The sequence below is a fragment of the Micromonospora purpureochromogenes genome, from assembly GCF_900091515.1.
Lineage (GTDB): Bacteria > Actinomycetota > Actinomycetes > Mycobacteriales > Micromonosporaceae > Micromonospora > Micromonospora purpureochromogenes.
Genome location: NZ_LT607410.1, coordinates 5,870,909 through 5,890,795, shown reverse-complemented (window position 1 = coordinate 5,890,795; position 19,887 = coordinate 5,870,909). Strand labels below are relative to the sequence as shown.

21 protein-coding genes, 2 tRNA genes and 1 pseudogene are annotated in these 19,887 nt (G+C 72.3%); 16 read left to right on the top strand and 8 right to left on the bottom strand.

Going from position 1 to position 19,887, the window contains the following annotated elements; translation table 11 throughout:
• Positions 1–90: 90 nt before the first annotated feature.
• From GA0074696_RS26880 to GA0074696_RS26865, 4 genes are read left to right on the top strand one after another with little or no spacing between them, the layout of a single operon-like run.
• Complete coding sequence (locus GA0074696_RS26880) at positions 91–807, top strand: energy-coupling factor ABC transporter permease (RefSeq protein WP_088963661.1); 717 nt, start codon at positions 91–93, stop codon at positions 805–807.
• Positions 804–1,205 (top strand): PDGLE domain-containing protein, encoded by a 402-nt coding sequence (locus GA0074696_RS26875; RefSeq protein ID WP_088963660.1) that lies wholly within the window; start codon positions 804–806, stop codon positions 1,203–1,205. The genes GA0074696_RS26880 and GA0074696_RS26875 overlap by 4 nt, the downstream gene beginning before the upstream one ends.
• 14 nt (positions 1,206–1,219) lie before the next feature.
• Complete coding sequence (gene cbiQ, locus GA0074696_RS26870; protein ID WP_088963659.1) at positions 1,220–1,990, top strand: cobalt ECF transporter T component CbiQ; 771 nt, start codon at positions 1,220–1,222, stop codon at positions 1,988–1,990.
• Positions 1,987–2,757 (top strand): energy-coupling factor ABC transporter ATP-binding protein, encoded by a 771-nt coding sequence (locus tag GA0074696_RS26865; RefSeq protein ID WP_088963658.1) that lies wholly within the window; start codon positions 1,987–1,989, stop codon positions 2,755–2,757. The genes cbiQ and GA0074696_RS26865 overlap by 4 nt, the downstream gene beginning before the upstream one ends.
• A gap of 74 nt (positions 2,758–2,831) precedes the next feature.
• On the opposite strand, the gene GA0074696_RS26860 is transcribed toward GA0074696_RS26865, so the two are convergent.
• The 4 genes from GA0074696_RS26860 to GA0074696_RS26845 are packed head-to-tail and all read right to left on the bottom strand — an operon-like array spanning position 2,832 to position 5,780.
• Positions 2,832–3,929 carry a hypothetical protein gene (locus tag GA0074696_RS26860; protein WP_231925162.1) on the bottom strand — a complete coding sequence of 366 codons (1,098 nt, stop codon included), beginning with the start codon at positions 3,927–3,929 and terminating at the stop codon, positions 2,832–2,834.
• On the bottom strand, positions 3,926–4,642 hold the full coding sequence (locus GA0074696_RS26855; RefSeq protein ID WP_088963657.1) for a DsbA family protein: 717 nt from the start codon (positions 4,640–4,642) through the stop codon (positions 3,926–3,928). Before GA0074696_RS26855 ends, GA0074696_RS26860 begins: the two co-directional genes overlap by 4 nt.
• Complete coding sequence (locus GA0074696_RS26850; RefSeq protein ID WP_088963656.1) at positions 4,635–5,159, bottom strand: MauE/DoxX family redox-associated membrane protein; 525 nt, start codon at positions 5,157–5,159, stop codon at positions 4,635–4,637. Before GA0074696_RS26850 ends, GA0074696_RS26855 begins: the two co-directional genes overlap by 8 nt.
• 33 nt (positions 5,160–5,192) lie before the next feature.
• Positions 5,193–5,780, bottom strand: a complete 588-nt coding sequence (locus GA0074696_RS26845; RefSeq protein WP_088963655.1) for a sigma-70 family RNA polymerase sigma factor — start codon at positions 5,778–5,780, stop codon at positions 5,193–5,195.
• 108 nt (positions 5,781–5,888) lie between these two features.
• Between GA0074696_RS26845 and GA0074696_RS26840 the strand changes: the two genes are divergently transcribed.
• The 4 genes from GA0074696_RS26840 (at position 5,889) to GA0074696_RS32695 (ending at position 10,127) form a co-directional block, all read left to right on the top strand.
• Positions 5,889–6,533 (top strand): zf-HC2 domain-containing protein, encoded by a 645-nt coding sequence (locus tag GA0074696_RS26840; RefSeq protein ID WP_088963654.1) that lies wholly within the window; start codon positions 5,889–5,891, stop codon positions 6,531–6,533.
• A 101-nt stretch (positions 6,534–6,634) separates the two neighbouring features.
• Complete coding sequence (locus GA0074696_RS26835; RefSeq protein WP_088963653.1) at positions 6,635–8,299, top strand: copper resistance CopC/CopD family protein; 1,665 nt, start codon at positions 6,635–6,637, stop codon at positions 8,297–8,299.
• Positions 8,300–8,319: 20 nt separating this feature from the next.
• Positions 8,320–9,057: a YcnI family copper-binding membrane protein gene (locus tag GA0074696_RS26830; RefSeq protein WP_088963652.1), complete on the top strand. Its 738-nt coding sequence runs from the start codon at positions 8,320–8,322 to the stop codon at positions 9,055–9,057.
• 134 nt (positions 9,058–9,191) lie between these two features.
• A complete protein-coding gene (locus tag GA0074696_RS32695; protein ID WP_088963651.1) occupies positions 9,192–10,127 on the top strand; it encodes a hypothetical protein in 936 nt (311 codons plus the stop codon).
• A gap of 147 nt (positions 10,128–10,274) precedes the next feature.
• Here the strand turns inward: GA0074696_RS32695 and GA0074696_RS26820 are convergent, their stop codons facing one another.
• A complete protein-coding gene (locus GA0074696_RS26820; protein ID WP_088963650.1) occupies positions 10,275–11,525 on the bottom strand; it encodes a glycosyltransferase family 87 protein in 1,251 nt (416 codons plus the stop codon).
• 72 nt (positions 11,526–11,597) lie between these two features.
• Between GA0074696_RS26820 and orn the strand changes: the two genes are divergently transcribed.
• Positions 11,598–12,188: an oligoribonuclease gene (gene orn, locus GA0074696_RS26815; RefSeq protein WP_088963649.1), complete on the top strand. Its 591-nt coding sequence runs from the start codon at positions 11,598–11,600 to the stop codon at positions 12,186–12,188.
• A gap of 111 nt (positions 12,189–12,299) precedes the next feature.
• Positions 12,300–12,375: transfer RNA gene (locus GA0074696_RS26810), tRNA-His, on the top strand.
• 50 nt (positions 12,376–12,425) lie between these two features.
• Here the strand turns inward: GA0074696_RS26810 and GA0074696_RS26805 are convergent.
• Together GA0074696_RS26805 and GA0074696_RS26800 are read right to left on the bottom strand one after the other, a co-directional pair.
• A complete protein-coding gene (locus GA0074696_RS26805; RefSeq protein WP_088963648.1) occupies positions 12,426–13,712 on the bottom strand; it encodes a L,D-transpeptidase in 1,287 nt (428 codons plus the stop codon).
• A 234-nt stretch (positions 13,713–13,946) separates the two neighbouring features.
• Complete coding sequence (locus GA0074696_RS26800) at positions 13,947–15,209, bottom strand: L,D-transpeptidase (RefSeq protein WP_088963647.1); 1,263 nt, start codon at positions 15,207–15,209, stop codon at positions 13,947–13,949.
• Between the two features lie 184 nt (positions 15,210–15,393).
• Between GA0074696_RS26800 and GA0074696_RS26795 the strand changes: the two genes are divergently transcribed.
• From GA0074696_RS26795 to GA0074696_RS26780, 6 genes and pseudogenes are all read left to right on the top strand, one after another.
• Positions 15,394–15,469 (top strand) — tRNA-Lys (locus tag GA0074696_RS26795).
• A 234-nt stretch (positions 15,470–15,703) separates the two neighbouring features.
• Complete coding sequence (locus GA0074696_RS31005) at positions 15,704–15,973, top strand: hypothetical protein (RefSeq protein ID WP_157746121.1); 270 nt, start codon at positions 15,704–15,706, stop codon at positions 15,971–15,973.
• Positions 15,974–16,005: 32 nt separating this feature from the next.
• A complete protein-coding gene (locus tag GA0074696_RS31000; RefSeq protein ID WP_157746120.1) occupies positions 16,006–16,686 on the top strand; it encodes a recombinase family protein in 681 nt (226 codons plus the stop codon).
• Between the two features lie 275 nt (positions 16,687–16,961).
• Positions 16,962–17,087: pseudogene (locus tag GA0074696_RS32460) on the top strand (MarR family transcriptional regulator); the annotation flags it as partial.
• A gap of 68 nt (positions 17,088–17,155) precedes the next feature.
• The gene (locus GA0074696_RS30990) at positions 17,156–17,767 is read left to right on the top strand and encodes a hypothetical protein (RefSeq protein ID WP_231925161.1); all 612 of its coding nucleotides are present in this window, start codon (positions 17,156–17,158) and stop codon (positions 17,765–17,767) included.
• A 142-nt stretch (positions 17,768–17,909) separates the two neighbouring features.
• Positions 17,910–18,584, top strand: coding sequence for a YdcF family protein (locus GA0074696_RS26780; RefSeq protein ID WP_088963645.1), 675 nt, complete (start codon positions 17,910–17,912; stop codon positions 18,582–18,584).
• A gap of 6 nt (positions 18,585–18,590) precedes the next feature.
• Here the strand turns inward: GA0074696_RS26780 and GA0074696_RS26775 are convergent, their stop codons facing one another.
• Positions 18,591–19,817 carry a helix-turn-helix domain-containing protein gene (locus GA0074696_RS26775; protein ID WP_172894461.1) on the bottom strand — a complete coding sequence of 409 codons (1,227 nt, stop codon included), beginning with the start codon at positions 19,815–19,817 and terminating at the stop codon, positions 18,591–18,593.
• Between the last annotated feature and the right edge of the window lie 70 nt (positions 19,818–19,887).

Genomic DNA, 19,887 nt, shown 5'->3' with positions numbered 1-19,887 from the left:
GGGCGACGCGCGCCGACCGCGTGGTGATCAGGACCATGGCTTGTTGCCAAGTCTTGGCAACAACATGGTCTGCCAAATAGGCTGCGCGGTGTGGACACCCTGGCGATGCACATCTCGAACGGGATCATCAACGGTCCCGTGGCGGGGATCTTCGCGGCCGTCGCGCTCGCCGCGCTGACCTTCTGCGTGCTGCGCGGCCGGCGCGACCTGGACGACCGGCTGGCCCCGATGGCCGGCCTGGTCGCCGCCTTCATCTTCGCCGTGCAGATGCTCAACTTCCCGATCTTCACCGCCGGGGTGAGCGGCCACCTGCTCGGTGGCGCCCTGGCCGCGCTGCTGGTCGGCCCCTGGGTGGGCGCGCTCTGCGTGGCGGTGGTGCTGGTCGTGCAGGCGCTGGTCTTCGGCGACGGCGGCGTCGCGATGGTCGGCCTGAACATCACCAACATGGCGATCCTCGGCACCGCCGCGGCGTACCTGCTGATCGCCGGGCTGCTGCGGGTGCTGCCCCGCACGCCGGCCGGGCTCGGGGTGACCGCGTTCGTCTCCGCGCTGGTCAGCGTGGTGGTGGCGGCCCAGGGCTTCGTCTTCGAGTACTGGCTGGGCGGCACCACCGACCTGGGCGGCAACATCACCGGCCTGGCCGGCACGATGGCCGGGGTCCACCTGCTGATCGGCATCGGCGAGGGCCTGATCACCGCGACCACCGTGGTCACCGTCGCCAAGGTCCGGCCCGATCTGGTCTACGCGCTGCGCGCCCTGAAGCCGGCGGCGCCGGCGTCCGTCCCGGCCGTCGGAGGTGTCCGGTGAGGAAGCGTTCCTGGGGTTTCGTGGCCGTCGGCCTGTTGGTGGCGGTGCTGCTCGCCGGCGTGGTGAGCAACTACGCCTCGGCGCACCCGGACGGGCTGGACTCGTCCCTGCTCAAGGGCTGCACGGTCGACGCCGACGGCGAGATCACCGGTGGCTCCTGCCCGGCCCAGCGGGCGAAGGACCACGAGCTGGCCGACAGCCCGCTGGCCGACTACGGCATCCGGGGGGTGGACAACGGCTTCCTCTCCACCGGCCTGTCCGGGGTGCTCGGCGTGCTGCTCACCTTCGCCGTCGGCGGTGGCGTCTTCTGGCTGCTGCGCCGGCGTGGCCCGGCCCGCGCCGACGACGCCGGCGACGGCCCGCGCGAGGACCGGCAGCCGGCCGGCACCGCCGGCTGAGCAGGGGTACGCGAATGGGCGCGGGACACGCGCACGTGCTCTACCGGGACGCGGCCTCACCGGTGCACCGGCTGGCGCCCGAGGTCAAGATCGCGGCGATGGTGCTCTTCACGCTGGCCGTGGTGGCCACCCCGCGCGAGGCGTTCTGGGCCTTCGGCGGGTACGCCCTGCTGGTCACCGGGGTCGCCGTGCTGGCCCGGGTCGGGCTGCGCTGGCTGCTGCTGCGCGCCACGATCGAGTTGCCGTTCGTGCTGTTCGCGTTCGCGCTGCCGTTCCTGGGCGCGGGGGAGCGGGTGCAGCTCGTCGGGCTCAACCTCTCCGTCGACGGCCTCTACGGCGGCTGGAACATCCTCGCCAAGGGCACCCTGGGCGTACTCGCGTCGCTCCTGCTGGCCGGGACCACCACGACCCGTGACCTGATCCTCGGCCTGGACCGGCTGCGCTGCCCGCAGGTCCTCACCCAGATCGCCACGTTCATGTTGCGCTACCTGGACGTGCTGGTCGGCGAGGCCCGCCGGATGCGGGTGGCCCGGGTGTCCCGGGGTGACGACCCGCGCTTCCTGTGGCAGCTGCGCGGCTTCGCCGCCGGCGTGGGGGCGCTGTTCCTGCGCGCCTTCGAGCGCGGGGAGCGGGTCTACCTGGCGATGCTGTCGCGCGGCTACTCCGGGCGGATGCCGCCGGTCTGGCAGGGCGCGGGCGCGGCCACCGCCGGGCAGTGGCTGGTCGCGGCGACCGTGCCGCTGGCGGCCGTCTTCATCGCCGCCACCGCCGTGGTCCTGACATGATCAGGTACGTGCAGACCGCTGTCTCCCTGGACGTCCGTGGCGTCCGGTACGCGTACCCGGACGGTCACCTCGCCCTGGCCGGGGTGGACCTGACGGTGCCGCGCGGCGAGCGGGTGGCGCTGCTCGGCCCGAACGGCGCCGGCAAGACCACCCTGGTGCTGCACCTCAACGGCATCCTCACTCCGACCCAGGGGACGGTCAGCGTCGGCGGCCTGACGGTCAGCCGGGACCGGGCCGAGCTGGCCGAGGTCCGGCGTCGGGTGGGCATCGTCTTCCAGGATCCGGACGACCAGCTCTTCCTGCCCACCGTCGCCGAGGACGTGGCGTTCGGCCCGGCCAACCTGGGGCTGCGCGGTGCCGAGCTGGCCGAGCGGGTGGACGAGGCGCTGGCCGCGGTGAAGATGAGCGAGCACCGCGACCGGGCCCCGCACCACCTCTCGTTCGGCCAGCGGCGTCGGGTGGCGGTGGCCACCGTGCTCGCCATGCGCCCGGAGATCCTGGTGCTCGACGAGCCCTCGTCCAACCTCGACCCGGCCGCCCGGCGGGAGCTGGCGGAGATCCTGCGCGGCCTGCCGGTGACCCTGCTGATGGTGACCCACGACCTGCCGTACGCGGCGGAGCTCTGCGAGCGCGCGGTCATCCTGGATGCCGGCCGCATCGTCGCCGACGCCCCCACCCGGCAGATCCTCGGCGACGCCGACCTCCTGGCCCGGCACCGCCTCGAACTGCCCTACGGCTTCACCCCGCACTCCCTGCCCCGCCCCTGACGCCCGCGTCCCGATTCGGACCGGCGGACCGAACCAGGCCGGGCGAGGGCAGGGACCGGTAGGACGCGGGCGGTTCAGGCGGGGACTTCGGTGTGGGTCGTCGCCGCCGGGGCGGTGCGGGAGGCGGCGTGCAGGCGGAGGATCCCCGCGCCGACCGCGCCGGCCCCGCCGATCAGGACCGCCAGGAGCAGCAGCCGGGCGTACTGGCCCGGCCAGGGGACGGGGGCGACCGCGCGGGACAGGACGCCGAGGTTGGTGACGCCGGCGAAGAGCGCCAGGCAGGCGCCGGAGAGCGCCAGCGCGAAGTCGGCCGCGGCCGGCCGGCGGGCCAGCGCGTAGCCGCCCGCGGCGAGCGCCCCGAGCCCGGTGAGCAGTGGCCAGATCTGTCCGCTGAGCAGCCCGCTCAGCACCCCGCCGACGCCCTCCGCGCCGGCGTCCAGCTCCCGCCCGACCACCAGGACCACCGCCGCCGCGCCACCGAGCGCCAGCAGCGCCCCGACCGCGCGCAGCGCGCGGTCCCCGGCGACCGAGCCGGCCGGCACCAGCCCTGCCCCCGCGACGGCCAGGAAGCCGAGCGTGGCGGCCACCCACCAGGGGTACGGGTCCGGCGGCGGCACCCAGTCCAGGGTGCCCCGGATCTCCACCTGCTCCGCGCCGTCGCGGACCGGCACGGCCCAGTCGCGTACCCGGTGCGTCCGGGTCGGGTCGGCGACGGCCTGGGCCGGCGGCCCGGACTCCCGCCACTGGGTCCGCTGGTCGTGCCAGCGCACCCGGGGCTCGTCGGCGATCCGCCGCCACTGCGGCGGCGCGGCCGGGTCCGCCTCGGGCGGCAGCGTGGTGTCGCCGGCCAGCGTCCGGTTCAGGTACGTCGCCGGGGAGCGGCTGTTCTCGTACGCGCCTGCCGGCCCCACCCGCAGGTACGGCTCACCCGAGTAGCCGATCACCTCGACGTCCCGGCCGGTGCGGTTGACCAGCTCCAGCCGGGCGCCCGCCTCGACGGCCCGTACCGTCAGCCCGGGCCGGGCCGGGGTGAGGCCGGTCGCCTCGGTGCGGTAGTCGGTGCCGTCGGGGGCGTCGGCGCCGTGCGCGGCGGCCGGCGTGGCGAGGGCGAGCAGGGCGAGCAGCGCGGCCGTGGCGACCAGGCCGGCCCGCCGGAGCAGGGCGAGGATCACTTGCCGGCCGCCTCCACGGCCGCGGTGACCCCGGCCGGGGTGCGGTCGGCGACCTGCCTGCCGTTGACCTTGATGGTCGGCGTGCCGGTGACGCCGGACCTGCTGGCGTCGTCGGTCACCTTCTCGGTCCACGACTTGAAGGTCCCGTCCTTCACGCAGGAGCCGAACTCGTCCCGGTTCAGGCCGACGCCCGCGCCGATGTCGATCAGCTCGTCGTTGCTGAGCCCGGCGCTGCCCTCCGCCGGCTGCCGCGCGAAGAGCGTGTCGGTGAACTCCTTGAACTTGCCGCCCTTCGCCGCGCAGCCGGAGGCGGCCGACGAGCGGGTGGAGTATTCCGTGGTGGAGAAGCGGTTCAGGTAGGCCACCGGGTGGAAGACCACCCGGGCCTTGCCGTCCTTGACGAGCTGGTCGATGGTGGCGCCGCTGACCTGCTGGAACTGCTTGCAGGCCGGGCAGAGGTAGTCCTCGTAGAGGTCGATGGTGACCGGGGCGTCGCCGATCACGATGCCGGTGCCGGCGTCGTTGGCGCCGGGCGGCACGGTGACCTCGTCGGCGCGCTGGCTGGACCAGACACTCCAGCCGATCAGGCCGGCGATCACCAGTACGACGACCGCGGCGACGGACGCCCAGAGCGTGCGCCTGCGCCGGCTCTCCCGGGCCAGTTGCTCGCGGACCACCCGGGCGGCGTCCCGCTGCCCCTTGCGACTACTCATCGTCGTCCTCCACGGCGGGTTCGCCCGTCAGCCAGCCGTCCACCGAGACGGGGGTGCGGGGCCAGATCAGCAGGAACCCGGCCAGCGCCAGGAATCCCAGGTCCCGGAGGATCTCCGGGAGGTAACTCGGGGCCTGCCCGGCGGCGAGCTGACCGCCGCTGCCGAAGCAGCCGCAGTCGATGGCCAGGCCGCGGCTCCAGGCCGAGGCGATGCCGGCGACGAAGACCACCAGCAGCGCGGCGGAGACGCCGGCGGCGAGCCGGGTGGCCAGGCCGACCAGCAGGATCGCACCGAGCGCCAGCTCCACGAAGGGCAGCGCCGCGCCGACCACCGTGGCCACGTCGTACGGCAGCAGCTGGTAGGCGTTCACCGCGCGCCCGGAGGCGGCGAGGTCACCGACCTTGGCGGCGCCGGCGACGAGCCAGACGGTGGCCAGGCCGAGCCGGGCGGCCAGCCCGGCCCAGGGGCGGACGGCGGGCCAGCGGGTGGCCCGGTTGCGGGGTGCGGTCACGATCATTGGTCGTCGCGTCCGGCCGATTGGTTCCACCGGTCAGCCGGCCAGCGCGTCGCCGACCGCGTCGACCAGGTCGTGCCGGGCGCGGGCCACCCGGGAGCGGATGGTGCCGACGGGCACCCCGGCCACGGCGGCCGCCTCGGCGTACGAGAGGCCGAGCAACTGGGTCAGCACGAACGCCTCGCGGCGCTCGGCCGGCAGCCGGCGGACCAGGTCGGCGGCGCCGAGGTGCCCGGCCGGGTCCGGGTGCGGGCGACCGGTGTGGGCGTCGGCGGCGAGCCGCTCGTCGAGCCGGCGCCGCCGGACCACGGTGCGCAGGTGGTCCGCGCAGGCCCGCCGGGCGATGCCGAGCAGCCAGGTACGCGCGCTGGCCCGCCCCTCGAAGCCGGCCAGCGCCCGGAACGCCCGCAGGTAGGTCTCCTGGGTGAGGTCGTCGGCGGTGTCCGGGTCGAGCAGCGCGGCGGTGAACCGCCACACCTCGGCCTGGGTGGCCCGGACGAAGGCGGCCTGGGCGAGTGGATCACCGTCGCGGGCGCGCAACGCCCAGTGCGTCGCCGTGTCGCGCGCAGCGCCGGGTGCCGCGTCGGGGCGGCCGGCGGTGGTGTCGCGCGGGGCGGGGATCACGTCACCCGAGGTTACGCGGCGTATCCGGGGCGAGCAGGGCCGTTCGGCCCTTTCTATGGCCCGGCCCACGTCGGGAACTTTCCCGCCCTGCCACCCGACTACCTCCTCATGAAGTGCGACGACGTACGCGTGGCGCTGTCGGCGCGGCTGGACGGCGAGGACCCGCAGGCACCGGCCGCGGCGCTGGACGCGCACACCGCGTCCTGCCCCGACTGCCGGTCCTGGCTGGCCAGGGCCGAGCAGGTGACCCGGCTCACCCGGGTCCGCTCCGTGCAGGTGCCGGACCTGACCGCCCGGGTGCTGGCGGCGGTCGCCGCCGACCCGGTGCTGGCCGCGCGTTCGCCGGCGGCCGTGCGGGCCGCCCGTCGTCAGGTGCTGCGGGTCGCGGTGGCGGTGGCCGCGGTGGCCCAGCTCGCCATCGCGCTGCCGATCCTGCTGGCCGGGCTCGGGGTGGCCGCCGATCCGCACACCAGCCGGGAGATGGCCTCGTTCGACGTGGCCCTCGCGGTGGGTTTCGCGCTGGCCGCGTGGCGACCGGAGCGGGCCCGGGCGTTCCTGCCGGTGGCGCTGGTGCTGGCGCTCTGCCTGGCCGGCACCAGCGTGGTCGACATCGCCAACTCCACCACCGCCCTGGTGCACGAGGTCGGCCACCTGGCCGCCGTGGTGCAGGCCGGCCTGCTCTGGGCGCTCGGCCGGGTCAGCGGCGAGGCCGACCGGCCCTGGTCGCGCGCGGTCGTGGCGGGGCGCGGGTGAGGCCGACCGTCCCCGGGCCGCCCGCCGCCACCCGGCCGGGGTCGGACCGGTCCGGCGCCGGTACGGGGCCGGGTCGGCGCGGGGGCGTCGCGTCGGCGAGCATGGCCGGCATGAACGTCGTCGATCGTCGTTGGGTCGCGCGGCTGGGTACCGCCGCCGGCCTGCTGGTCACCCTCGTCGCGCTGCTGCTCGCCCCGGCCGCCCCGGCCAGCGCCCACGCCGTGCTGGCCAGCAGCAGCCCGGTCGCCTCGGCCGTGGTGCCGAGCGCCCCGGCCGAGGTGGTGCTGACCTTCAGCGAGTCGGTGCGCAAGGTCACCGGCAAGATCCGGGTGATCGCCCCGGACGGCTCCCGGGCCGACCGGGGCGAGCCCACCTTCGAGGGTGCGCTGGTGACCGTGCCGGTGGACCCGTCCGGGCCGCGCGGCACCTACCTGGTGAGCTACCGGGTGATCTCCGCCGACAGCCACCCGGTGTCCGGCGCCTTCACCTACTCGGTCGGCGCTCCCTCGACGCCCCCAACCGACTCGGGGGCGGAGAACCGGGCGAACCCGGTGGTGGAGAACGCGGTCAAGGTGGTGAAGTACCTGGGCTACGTGGCTCTGCTGCTGGTGGTGGGTCCGGCGCTGGTGCTCGCCGCCCTCTGGCCGCACCGGCTGTCCCGCCGCGGCCCGGCCCGGCTCGCCTGGGCGGGCGTCGGGCTGCTCGCGTTGGCCACCCTGGCCGAGCTGTGGTTGCAGGTGCCGTACACCGCCGGGGGTGGGCTGACCGACGTCACCGGGGCCGGCTTCAGCGAGATGGTCGGCAGCACGTACGGCACCGCGCATCTGGTCCGCCTGGGTCTGCTCGCGGCGGCGGCGTTCCTGCTGCGCCCGCTGACCCGGGGCCCGGTCGGTCGTACCGACGCGCTGATCCTGGCCGTGCTGGGCGGGGCGGGGCTGTTCACCTGGCCGCTGGCCGGGCACCCGGCGGCCTCCCCGGCGCCGGCCGTGTCGGTGGCCGTCGACGCGGTGCACCTGGGCAGCATGGCGGTCTGGCTGGGCGGGCTGGTGATGCTGGCGGTCTTCCTGCTGCGCCGCGCCGACGAGCGGGAGCTGGCGGCGATCCTGCCGATCTGGTCCCGCTGGGCGGCCCTGGCGGTGGCGGCGTTGCTGCTCGCCGGGATCGTGCAGGGGCTGATCGAGGTGGGCGGCGTGCGGCCCCTGGTCGACACCACGTACGGCCGGCTGCTGCTGGCGAAGGTGGCGCTGTTCGTGCTGGTGGTGGCGGTGGCCGCGTACTCCCGGCGGCTGGTGCGGCGGCGCAGCGCCGCGCAGCGCCCGGTGTCGGTGCGGCGGGCCATCTGGGTCGAGCTGGCGATCACCGCGGTGGTGCTCGGCGTGTCGGCCACCCTGGTGCAGACCACCCCGGCCCGGGTCGCCGCCGATGACGTGGCCGGCGCCCCCGCCGGCTACTTCTCGACCACACTGACCAGCCCGATCTACTCGCTGCAGGTGGAGCTGGATCCGGCCGAGCGGGGCAACAACTCGCTGCACCTGTACGCGTACACCAGAGACAACCGGCCGCAGCCGGTGGCCGAGTGGAAGGTGACCGCCGCGCTGCCGTCGGCGGGCATCGAGCCGATCGACATCCCGCTGCTGCCGCTGACCGACAACCACGTGACCGGGGAGATCAGCTTCCCGAGCGCCGGCGAGTGGCAGCTGCGCGTCACCGCCCGCACGTCCGACATCGACCAGGCCACGGTGACCGCCACCGTGCCGATCAGGTAACCAGAAAGGCTCTCCCACAGATGATCCGTCTCCGGCGTCCCGCAACCGCCGCCGCTCTCGCACTCGCCGCCGTCACCACGGCGGTGCTCGGCTTCGCCGGGCCCGCCTCGGCGCACGTCACCGTCAACCCGACGGAGGCGACGCAGGGTTCCTACGGCCGCTTCGCGTTCCGGGTGCCGAACGAGAGCGACAGCGCCTCCACCACCAAGGTCGAGGTGGTGCTGCCGGAGAACGCGCCGGTCGGCTCGGTCTCCACCATGCCGGTGCCCGGCTGGACGGTGGCGGTGGAGAAGCGGAAGGTGGACCCGCCGGTCGAGGTGCACGGCAGCCAGCTCACCGAGGCGGTGTCGAAGCTGACCTGGACGGCCACCGGCGACGCGGCGGTGAAGCCCGGCCAGTTCCAGGAGTTCCCGGTCTCGATGGGCCCGCTGCCGCAGGTCGACCGGATGGTCTTCAAGACGTTGCAGACGTACTCGGACGGCAACGTCGCGCGGTGGATCGAGGAGCCGACGCCGGGCGCCGAGGAGCCGGAGAACCCGGCGCCGGTGCTCACCCTGGCCCCGACCTCGGCGTCGGCCTCGGCCACGCCGGGGGCGTCGCCGGCCGGGCCGGCCGCGGCCGACGACGATGACGACGAGGACTCCGACGGGACGGCGACCGGGCTGGCCATCGCCGGTCTGGTGGCCGGGCTGGCCGGTCTGCTCCTCGGTGGACTGGCCTTCGCCCGGACCCGCCGGGAGGCGACGCCGAAGGCGTGACCCGGTGCGACCGTCGGCCCGTCGGAGTCGCTCCGGCGGGCCGACGGCTGTCCGTCCCGAGCGATATGCGCAGATCACGGCGGTCTCGTCGGTAAGGTCGGCCGGGTACCCGGTCACCAAAGGAGACGGAACGGATGCGGTTCGTGCGGTCGCTCGTCGGAATGCTGCTGTTGGTCGTCGGGATTCCCGCCCTGCTGGCGGGGGGCGGCCTCAGCCTGGTCGCCCGGCACGCGAGCACCGACGGCACCTTCAACGCCCGCTTCGAGCCGGTGCGCACCGCGGGCCGGGCGGTCGTGGTGGAGGACCTGGACGCGCTGCTGCGCGCGGAGGCGCCGTTCACCCGGGTCGGCGAGGCGAGGCTGCGGCTGACGGCGCGTACCGCCGACGGGCCGGCCTTCGTCGGCCTGGCGCCCGCCGACGAGGTCCGCCGCTGGCTCGCCCCGGTCCCGCACGTCACGGTCGACCGGATCGCGCTGGCCCGCGGGCCGTTGCCGGTCCGGTTGACCGACGCCGGCGCCGCGCCGGCCGCCGGGCCCGCCGGCGCGGTCCCGGCCGCCCCGCTCGACGCGCCCTTCTGGGTACGCGAGGGGATCGGCGCGGTCGAGTGGACCCCGGGTGAGCTGACCGGCCGCCGGTTGAGCCTGGTGGTGATGCGCCCCGACGGCGGCGCGGACCTCGCCCTGGACCTGCGGGCCGAGCTGCGGTCGGACTGGTTCCGCCCGGTGGCCTGGGGTGCGCTGGCCGGCGGGCTCCTGCTGATCGTGCTGGGAGTGCTGGTGCTGCTGCGCCCGGTACGCCCGCGCGAGGTGGTCTTCGTGGTCGAGCCGGACCAGGTCCCGGTGCTCGCCGGTCGGCTGGGCGTCAGCTCGCTCAGTGGCCTCGGCGCGGCACCCGAGCCGGAGCGGCAGCTGGTGTCGGTCGGGGCGCCCGAGCGGTCCCGAGCCGCCATCGGCGCGGTGCCGGCGCGGCGTCCGGAGACCCTCGCCGACCTGCCACCGTGGCCGCCGGAGCGTCCGGAGGAGACGGCCGAACCGGTGCCCGGAAGCTCCCGGCCCGCCGGCGCGGACTGACCCGCCACGGCGAACGGCCCGCCGCGCTGCCGACGCGGAGGGCCGTCCTCACCGGGGGATCGGTGCTACCCGACAGACGTCTGCGGTAGGTGTCGCCAGATTAGCGGCGAAAGTAAGCCACTGGAAGATCTGTCCATTTGGCGCAACTTATCCGTGGGTCGGCTCCGCCCGGCGGCGCACCGGGAGCGTCACCAGCAACAGCAGGGCCAGCAGCACGTAGGCGTTGCGCACCAGGAACTCCGCCGGGGTGTCGGTACGCGCCGGGGCGACGCCCCAGTCGAAGAAGGACACCACCCCGTAGATGATCACGAACGCCGTGCCGATCGCGAGCGCGAGCAGCCGACGGCGGCGCCGGGCCCCCGCCACGGTGTCCCGGTCCGCGCGCAGCGCCGCGTCCACCAGCACCACCACGGCCGGGATGAACCAGTAGAAGTGGTGGGTCCAGGTGATCGGGCTGACCAGGCCGCCGACCAGCCCGGTGAGGGTCAGCCCGGTCAGTTCGTCGCCGGCCCGGGCGGCGCGGGCCGCCCGCCACAACCCGTAGCCGGCGACGACCGCGACCAGGGCCAGCCAGAGCAGCTGGTTCGGTCTGGTCGGTGCGTCGATGCGGCTGAGCAGTCCGAACAACGACTGGTTGCCGGTGTAGTCGGTGCGGCCGACCCGGTTGGTGGCCCACAGCTCGTGCGTCCAGAAGCGCCAGGAGTCCCGGGGCGCGAACGCCGCGGCGAGCAGGGTCGCCGCCGCCGCGGTGACACCGGCCACCACCGCCGCCCGCCACCGCCGGCTCACCAGCAGGTAGGCGATGAAGATGCCCGGAAAGAGCTTGAGCGCGGTCGCCAGCCCCACGCCCACCCCGGCCCAGCGACCCCCCCGGGGTACGGCGAAGAGCAGGTCGGCCAGGATCAGCACCACCAGCAGCATGTTGATCTGCCCGAAGGTGATCGTCTCCCGGGTGCTCTCCACCGCGAACACCAGCAGCACCGCCACCGTGAGCGCGAACGTCCGGGGCAGCCCGTGCCGTTCGATCACCGGGGCGACCAGCCAACGGGTGGTCACGATCACGCCGATCGCGGTCAGCACGGTGAAGACGGCGATCGTCACGCCCAGCGGGAGCAGCGCGAACGGCCGCAGCAGCAGCGCGCTGAACGGCGGATAGGTGAAGTACAGCTCGCCCTGGACCCGGTCCGGCTGCACGTAGTCGTAGAGCGGATGCCCGGACGACCACCAATCCATCGCCCGCATGTAGATCTTCAGGTCGAAGAAGTCGTGGACCGTGCCGGGCAGGTAGAGGGCCGGCAGCACGGCGGCCAGCGCCAGCACCGTGACGACCCGACGGACCGTCCGGCCCCCCTGGTCGTCGGAGCTGACGGCGGGTGGCGCGACCGGTTCTGCTGGCACGGGGAAACCCTAGCGGTCCGCTCCGCCACCGGTGCCGAGGCGCGACACCTGGGCTGCGGCTAGTCTGTCCCGGTGGCTGACCTTCTCGTCTGGATCGACTGTGAGATGACCGGGCTGGATCTCGCCGGCGACGCGCTGATCGAGGTCGCCGCGCTCGTCACCGATCCCGACCTCAACGTGCTGGGTGAGGGGGTCGACGTGGTCATCCACGCCGACGAGGCGGCCCTCGCGGCAATGCCGGAGATCGTGCGCACGATGCACGGCAAGTCCGGGCTGACCGAGGAGGTGCGGCGCTCGACCGTCACCCTGGCCGAGGCCGAGGACATGGTGCTGGAGTACGTCAGCAGCCACGTCAAGGACCCGCGTACCGCCCCGCTGTGCGGCAACTCGATCGCCACCGACCGGGGCTTCATCGCCCGGGACATGCCCCGCCTCGACGCCCACCTGCACTACCGCATGATCGACGTGTCCTCGATCAAGGAGCTGACCCGGCGCTGGTACCCCCGGGTGTACTTCGGCCAGCCGCAGAAGGGCCTCGCCCACCGGGCGCTGGCCGACATCCGGGAGAGCATCCGCGAGCTGGAGTACTACCGGCGGACGATCTTCGTACCCCTGCCCGGACCGGACGTGGAGACGGCCAAGGGGATTGCCGCCCAGCTGTAGACCGGGGCGTGGGTCCGCGCGGGCGGGGGGTGCGCAACCCGCTGGACGAGTGCGGCGGGGGTGTGGCTATTATTAGTCCGCACCGCCTGGGCGACCGGCGCGGAAGGCATGGTGGCTGTAGCTCAGTTGGCAGAGCACCGGGTTGTGGTCCCGGTTGTCGTGGGTTCAATTCCCATCAGTCACCCCAGACACGAAGGCCCCCTCCTCGCGGAGGGGGCCTTCGTCGTGTCCGGCCGGTCAGGGGGTCGGGTCCACGCTGGGAGCCTCGTCGCCGGGGGTGGCCTCCGGGCTCGGGGTGGCTTCCGGCTCCTCGTACGGCACGGCGCTGCCCTTGACGTACTCGTCCCAGCTCATGTTCCAGTCGGTCCAGCCGTTGCCGTTCTGGAGCTTCCGCTCGGTGCCCTTGACCGTGATCGGGTCGCCGATGCGGGTGTTCTCGAACAGCCACTTCCCGTCGGCCATCGAGACGTTCACGCAGCCGTGCGAGACGTTGACGCTGCCCTGCTTCCCCTCGGACCAGGGCGCGGCGTGGATGAACTCGCCGCCCCAGGTGAGCCGCTGGGCGTAGTCGATCTTCGTCCGGTACCCGTCCTCGGGGCCCAGCTCCTCCAGCGTGTCGAAGACCGTCTTGCGCAGCTTCTCGATCACCACCATGGTCCCGCTGGACGAGGGGGTGGTCTTCTTGCCGAGGCTGACCAGGATCGTCTTGACGACCTTGCCGTCCCTGGTGACGGTCATCCGCTTGGTCTTGTTGTCCACCTGCATCACCAGCGACGGGCCGATCTTGACGTCCACGGTCAGGTCGGAGCGGCCGTACCAGCCGTCGCCCATCGGCAACCCGCCGGCCTGCACCCGGTACGACACGGTGGTGCCCGACTGCCAGAACTCCTTCGGGCGGTAGCGGACCTCGGTGGGGCTGGACCAGTGCCAGATCCCCTCCTGCGCCGGCGTGGAGGTGACGGTCATCCGACGCTGGACGTCGTCGCGGTAGTCCTCTCCGATGGCCCGGCCGAACCGGACGATCAGCGGCATGCCCACCCCGACCACCTGGTTGTCGCCGAGGAAGCTGGTGATCCGTACCTGCTTGTCGGGCTTGGCCATCACGGTGAAGGCGCTGGTCGCGGTGGCCGGCTTGCCGTCGTCACCGGTCGCCGTGACGGTGGCGGTGTACTTCTCGCCGTACTCCAGGGCGCCCGCGGGGAGCCAGCTCTTGCCGTCCGCGGCGAGCTCGCCCTCGACGGCCTTGCCGCTGGCGTCCGTGAGTTCGACGCTGGTCTCCTTGGCGTCCTTCGTGGTGAAGGTGATGCCGGTGGAGGCCGGGACATCGGTCGCGTCGGCCCTGGGCTCGGTGATGGTGGCCGCGGCCTTCGGGGCGCTCTCGCCGCCGCCCTGCCAGCTCGACGGCTTGTCGTCGCCGGAGCCCGTGCAGGCGGAGGTGAGCGCCAGCGTCGCGGCGAGGAGCCCCGCCGCGAGTGCGCGGCGCCGCCCGGCGTGCCGGTTCAGCCGGTGGTGGGTAGCTCGCATGTTTCCCTCACAGTCGTGGTCCCCGATGCCCCATCCTCTCCCACTGACGCGAGAGAGCGCCGGTCGGTTGCCGGCCGTGAACAGAAACACGCCGATGGGGGGTGCGAATACCGGTAAAATGTGGGGCTTTCGCGAGGGCTGCTCGGTTCCTCCCGGCCCCACGCTCCAGTGACCGGCGCGGGTCGGGCCCGCTCCGGTCGGGCCGGCGTGACCGCCGACCCGACCGGGTGGGTGTTACAGCAGCGGACCGGAGCCGCCGTCCGGCACGGGCAGGGCGCTGCCCTTGACGAACTCCGACCAGCTCAGGCTCCAGGCCGTCCAGCCGTTGCCGGGGGCCACGCGGCGCTCGGTGCCCTTGATGGTGATCGGGTCGCCGATCTTCGTCTGCTCGAAGAGCCAGCGGCCCATCGCCATCGAGACGTTGACGCAGCCGTGCGAGACGTTCTGCCGACCCTGCACCCCCTCGGACCAGGGCGCCGCGTGGATGTACTCGCCACCCCAGGTCAACCGCTGGGCGAAGTCGATCTCGGTGCGGTACCGGTTGTCCGGGTCGGGGTCGTCCATGGTGTCGAAGACCGTCTTCTCCTTCTTCTCCATCACCACCAGGGTGCCGCTGGAGGAGGGAGTGCTCTTCTTGCCCAGGCTGACCGGCAGGGTGCGGACCACCTCGCCGTCCTGGTACACGGTCATCTTCTTGGTGCTGTTGTCGACCTTCATCACGAAGGACCGGCCGATCTTGGCGGTCGCCGTCCGGTCGACGTTGCCGTAGCGGCCGTTGCTCAGCGGCATGCCGGCCAGCGCGATCCGGACGTCGAGGGTGGTGCCCGGCTTCCAGTACTCCGGGGCCCGGTAGTAGGCCTGGGTGCCGTTGTAGACCCAGTGCCAGGCGCCCGGCTGCGGCGGGTCGGTCTTGACGAACATCCGCTTCTGCACCGTCGCCCGGTCTTTCTTCGGGATGCCCGGGCGGAACTCGACGACCACCGGCATGCCCACGCCGTACGTCTTGTCGTCGAAGAGGTAGAGGCCGGAGCTGATCATCGACTTCGGCTTGGCCATGGTGGTGAAGGTGCTGGTGCCCTGCCGGGTCTCGCCGCCGGCGCCGGTGCCGGTCACCGTGGCGGTGTACTCGGTGCCGTACTTCAGCGGGGCCGCCGGCACCCATGAGGAACCGTCCAGCCGCATCTTGCCCGCGACCTGCTTGCCGTCGGCGGAGGCGAGGGTGACCGAGGACACCGTGCCGCCGCCCGGCAGCTTCGCGCTGATCTCGGTGCTCACCGGCTTGTTCTTCGCCCCGTCGGCCGGGCTCACCGTCAGGCTCTCAGCCGGCGCGGAGGGCTCGGCCCCCTGCGGGGACGCGGGCGCGCCCGTACCCGGAGCCGTGCGGCCGCCGACGAACTCGGCGGCCTTCTTCTGGTCGTCTTCGCACCCGGTCAGTGCCAACGACGCCACCAGGGCCAGGGCACCCAGCATCGCCCCGGCCCGCGTGAACCTGCCCATTCCCACCTCAGTTCTCGCGTGCCTGGCGACATGGTGCCGTATCGACTCCGCCGTCCTGGTCCCGCCCAGCGGTCGACGGAGCGACTTGTGGCTTTTGCCCGTTAAGCTCAGCCGAACAGGGGAGCCGGGTATCGGATTGGAACCCGGCTCAGGGACCTGCTAATGTTCTCTCCGTTGCCAACGAGCGCCGCTAGCTCAACTGGCAGAGCAGCGGACTCTTAATCCGCGGGTTCGGGGTTCGAGTCCCTGGCGGCGCACCAACGATCAAGGCCCTCACCTGGTGGTTCACACCGGGCCGGGGCCTTTTTCGTGTCCGGTGGTGGTGGGTGGTCGCTCGGTGGGTGCTCGGGAGCCGTTGGACCGGCCCAGCGTGGCCGGGACGATGCGGCCAGGCGAGCCGCCGGCCGTCTGTCGGAGCGTGGCTCGGCAGGACCCCATAGGCCAGTTATGCCGGTTCTGTTTGCTATTGGGCACAAGGAAGATGCGATCGTTTAGTGGGAACGGACCATCGCCCGGCGAACCTGTATTCGGTCGTCCACGTCGGTCTCCCTCTCTTCTTTCACGACGAGAGGGAGGGCAATATGATCTTGGGGGACCTGCCGGGTGGCTTCCTGCTAGCTATCGCCTTGGCTGTCTTCCTGGCACTGGCCGCCTTGGCAGCCGCGGTGGCCGTGCTGCACCCGCAGCGGCAGCGACGCAACGATGCCTTTCGAGTACTTGCGTTGCTGGTCAGCCTGTTTCGACGTACGGGTGGTGCACCGTGACGTCAACGCGGAGGAGCGCGTACCGTGGGCCGATGCGCCGAACGGTGCCGGTCCTTGCTTACGTACGCTCTTTGCCGGAGGAGTCCGCTGCGGTCTTGAGCGCGCAGGCTGCAGCGATCCGCCGGGCAGTCGTCGCCCGCCAGCTTCCTGTGCCGTACGAACTCGTGTGGACCATCCGCGATGAGGCGGCCGAACACCCCAAGCGACTACCGGAAGCCTTGCGGCGATTGGAGATGGGCGCTGCTCAAGCACTGTTCGTCACGCGGTGGGACCGGCTCGGCCCAACCAACTTCGTCACAGGAGGGCTCAGACGTCACGCCATCGAGTTCGGCTGGGCGCTGGAAATCCTCGATGACATGCTCGACGATCAGGCCGATAACGTAGGCAGCAGTGGCCTGCGCTCTGCGCGAACCATAGAAGGTCTCGCCGAGGCCCGTTCCATCGGCATACGGCTCGGACGGCCCAGGCGCTGTAAGGACGACGTGCTTCGGACGGTGGTCGAGAAGTCCCTGCTGGGCGTCCGCCAAGTCGATATCGCTGAGCAATTGAATGAGAGAGGGGCGCCAACCCCGGGTGGCGGTGAACGCTGGTATCCCTCGCACGTCTCACGTCTGCTGCGCACGCAGGACGCTCGGCAGTACCGGCGGTTTCTCCTAGATTGTTTGGACGATCAAAGCGGTGCATCTCTCGAGAGACCCGCGGGAGAAGCTTGAAGGGGTTGGCGTCGGTGGGGACGCGGCGGGGTCCGGCCCAGCGGGGTTCCCGGCTGGCCGTGGTTATCGGTCCTTTGGCGTCGGAGACGGCCCGGTCGTGCCTATAGGCGGAATGCCGGTTCTGCGGCTTCCATCATCAGCTTTTCATATGAATCCATGAACAGTGATCATGGAAAAGTCTCACAACCCCGTTTTGAGGGTGTGGGAGCTCCATCGAGGGGCCACCGGCTTCGATCGGGATGGCCGGCCGTTGATGGGTAGGGGACCATCGATGGGTGGCCGACGGTGTGCAGGTGACGCCTCGGCGGTGGCGAATCCTGTCGTTCCTGGCGTTGCACGGTGTGGCCACGACGGATGACGTCGCGGTGGTGCTGGGGGTGTCTCGGTTGACCGCGCACCGGGACCTGACGTGGCTGCACGCTGCGGGGCTGGTGGGCCGGGAGCGGTCGGCGGAGGACCGGGCGCACGCGTGGTGGTATCGGATCACCGGGGAGGGCACGAGCTGCTCGGCCGCGACCTCGAAGTCTCCGGGCGGCCGGTGCCGTTGCACTTGGGTCAGCGGCAGTGGGGTGCTGCGCATTACCTGTTGTTCCTGCCGTTGCTGGCGGTGTCTCGGCAGGATCCGGGCCGGTGTGGGTTGTTCCAGTGGTTGGCGACGTTGGACACGTCGGTGTGGTTGCGGGAGCGGGACATGGCGCATCTACGTGCTGACGGGTACGGAGTGTGGCTCGAGGACGGCCGGTGCGTGCGGTTCTTGGCGCACGTCGATCCCGGTCCGGTTGGTGATGCCATCGCCGAGCGCGAGCAGTCCACCGCAGGCCTCGGCGCGGTCCTGGCCGGTTACCGCCGCACCGACCCCGTCGTGCCGGTCGGTGCGGTGCTGGTCATCGCCCGCGACGCGGCCCGGGAGGTCAACCTGCTGGCGGATCTGGTGAGCTGGCCGTTGCGGGCGCCGGTCGCGGTCACCACCGTCGACCTGCTGCACCAGCATTGGCCCACGAGCAGGTGTGGCGCACCCGAGGATGGGCGCCACGCGTCATCGGTTGATCGACCTACCCGAGGCGGCTGCCGATGGCGCTGATGGCGTCGGCTCTGTCTGAATATCCCTCGGTGGGCGGAGAAGCTAGAGCTGATTCGGACCGACCGGGCCTGGCCTACGCTGACGCCATGAGGGAACGGGGCGTGAAGCAGACTCCGGTGATGGCCCTACCTGGCGGGCGCTGATGGACCAGCAGGCGGCGCTGCCGACTCACGTGCTCCCGGAGGAGGTCCGGGCTGACGTGGAGACGTTGTGGCGCTACCACGACATGCGCCACGAGTTGCGCCCGTGCGACGTGGGGATCGGGTTGGGCAGCCATGACCTCGGCGTGGCTGTCATCGCAACGCGCTTGTTCCACGAGGGCCTGTTTCCAAGGATCGTGTTCACCGGCGCGAACGCCCCGACGACCGTCGAGCGGTTCCCGCGTGGAGAAGCAGTGCACTACCGCGAGTACGCCGTCGAGCAGGGCGTACCTGCGGAAGCGATTCTCGTGGAGCCGCGTGCCACGAACACCGCCCAAAACCTGGAGTACTCGCGTCAGCTCCTGGCCAAACACCGGATCCCGGTGAAGTCGGTGCTGATCATGTCGCGGCCCTACCAGCAGCGTCGGGCCTACGCCACGTGCAGGCTGATGTGGCCGGAGGTCGATGTGGTGTGCGCGTCGAATCCTCTGGAACTGGACGACTACGTGCGCAGCATCGGCGATCCGCGGCGGGTGGTGGACATGCTGGTGGGCGACACGCAGCGGATCGAGGTGTACGCGGAGCGCGGGTTCGCGATCCCGCAGGAGATGTCGGACGAGGTACGGGCGGCCTTCGGTCGCCTGGTGGCGGCTGGCTACACGAGTCGGCTGATCTGAGCCCAGCTACGAGCGCGGCCCTCCCGACCGGACGCCCATTCGGTCGCTGAGTTCGACGGCCAGTCGGGGTGGCCGGGGGCGGGTGAGGATGTCCCGGACGAGGTCGCGGGAGAGCCGGTGGTAGCGCACCTGGTCGGGGCCGATGACCTCGGCGTCCAGAAGCGCGGCGAGCGCGTCGTCGATGCGGTTCCACCGGGCAAGGGCTCGGGCGGTTTCGATGGCGTGCCGAACCTGCCGCTCGACGGGCACGGTGCTGGTGTCGAGTGGGGCGCCGATGGCGATGGCGCGTTGCACGTCGCTGAGTTCCATCGCCACGGTCGTCTTGTGGATCGACACGTTAGTCGGCCCGAACGCGGTCCACACGTGGTTGCCATCGGCACCGAGCCGCTGTGCGGCGGCATCGGCCTCGGCGATGTGGGTGTCGGCCGAGGCGCGGTCGTCGTCCCGAGCGGCGGCCAGCGCGCAGACGAGGTGCAGGCTCCCGTAGACCGACAGCAGCTGCGGAGTCGGCTTGACGAGCCGTGGCTCCAGGAACTGCGCCGCCGTGGCGGCGAGGCCGCGGGCTTGGCCGTACTCTCCGATGGACGCCAGCGAGTGCGCGGCGGAGCGGCTGAGTGAGCCAATGACGACGTGATCGTGGCTGGCGTTGGCGGCGGCCAGACCTCGGCTGGCGGCGGTCAACGCGAGGTCACCTTCGCCCAGCTTGGTAAGGAACAATGCGGCGAGCTGATGGGCGTAGGCGGTCATCGCATGCGCGCGCTGGCCGTCGTCTCCGTCGTACGCCTCGGTGGCGGTGAGGCAGTCGTGGATGAGGTAGGGCAGCCGGCGGGCGAGGATGCCGTACCGCGAGTGCTGGTAGGCGGTCCAGATCTCGGCGACGTCGTTCTCGATCTCGCGCAGGGCGGGAGCCTCGACGTCCCCCGTGCTGGCCAGCGCTGGCGCGAGGTGACGATAGTCGTGAAGCGCGGCCCGCAAGGCCGGGATCGTCTCGCGCCCTGAGTCGTCCGACCACTGGAACAGGCTCGGTGCACCGATCAGGTCGCCGAGGGACACGTCCAGGGCCTTGGCGATCGCGCGAATGACCGACAGCCGGTCCAGGTCGGCCCGGTTCGTCTCGACCTTGCGTAACCACTCCTGCGTCTTGCCGACCAGACCGGCCAGCACCTCCTGGGAAAGCCCTCGCCGACGCCGGTAGAAGGCGACGCGCTGGCCGATCGTCATGTCGTCCGTCATCCCTCGCACACCATCACCCTGCCCGCTGAAGGCCGCCGGACCCGGTACGGATTTTCCCGGTCCTCCGTAC

Coding starts and splice junctions, on each gene's coding strand:
- GA0074696_RS26800 (WP_088963647.1), bottom strand. CDS start 15,209: ATGGGCAGGTTCACGCGGGCCGGGGCGATGCTGGGTGCCCTGGCCCTG.
- GA0074696_RS26855 (WP_088963657.1), bottom strand. CDS start 4,642: ATGAGTAGTCGCAAGGGGCAGCGGGACGCCGCCCGGGTGGTCCGCGAG.
- GA0074696_RS26775 (WP_172894461.1), bottom strand. CDS start 19,817: ATGACGGACGACATGACGATCGGCCAGCGCGTCGCCTTCTACCGGCGT.
- GA0074696_RS26830 (WP_088963652.1), top strand. CDS start 8,320: ATGATCCGTCTCCGGCGTCCCGCAACCGCCGCCGCTCTCGCACTCGCC.
- GA0074696_RS26840 (WP_088963654.1), top strand. CDS start 5,889: ATGAAGTGCGACGACGTACGCGTGGCGCTGTCGGCGCGGCTGGACGGC.
- GA0074696_RS26850 (WP_088963656.1), bottom strand. CDS start 5,159: ATGATCGTGACCGCACCCCGCAACCGGGCCACCCGCTGGCCCGCCGTC.
- cbiQ (WP_088963659.1), top strand. CDS start 1,220: ATGGGCGCGGGACACGCGCACGTGCTCTACCGGGACGCGGCCTCACCG.
- GA0074696_RS31000 (WP_157746120.1), top strand. CDS start 16,006: ATGCGCCGAACGGTGCCGGTCCTTGCTTACGTACGCTCTTTGCCGGAG.
- GA0074696_RS26805 (WP_088963648.1), bottom strand. CDS start 13,712: ATGCGAGCTACCCACCACCGGCTGAACCGGCACGCCGGGCGGCGCCGC.
- GA0074696_RS32695 (WP_088963651.1), top strand. CDS start 9,192: ATGCGGTTCGTGCGGTCGCTCGTCGGAATGCTGCTGTTGGTCGTCGGG.
- GA0074696_RS26865 (WP_088963658.1), top strand. CDS start 1,987: ATGATCAGGTACGTGCAGACCGCTGTCTCCCTGGACGTCCGTGGCGTC.
- GA0074696_RS26780 (WP_088963645.1), top strand. CDS start 17,910: ATGGACCAGCAGGCGGCGCTGCCGACTCACGTGCTCCCGGAGGAGGTC.
- GA0074696_RS26835 (WP_088963653.1), top strand. CDS start 6,635: ATGGCCGGCATGAACGTCGTCGATCGTCGTTGGGTCGCGCGGCTGGGT.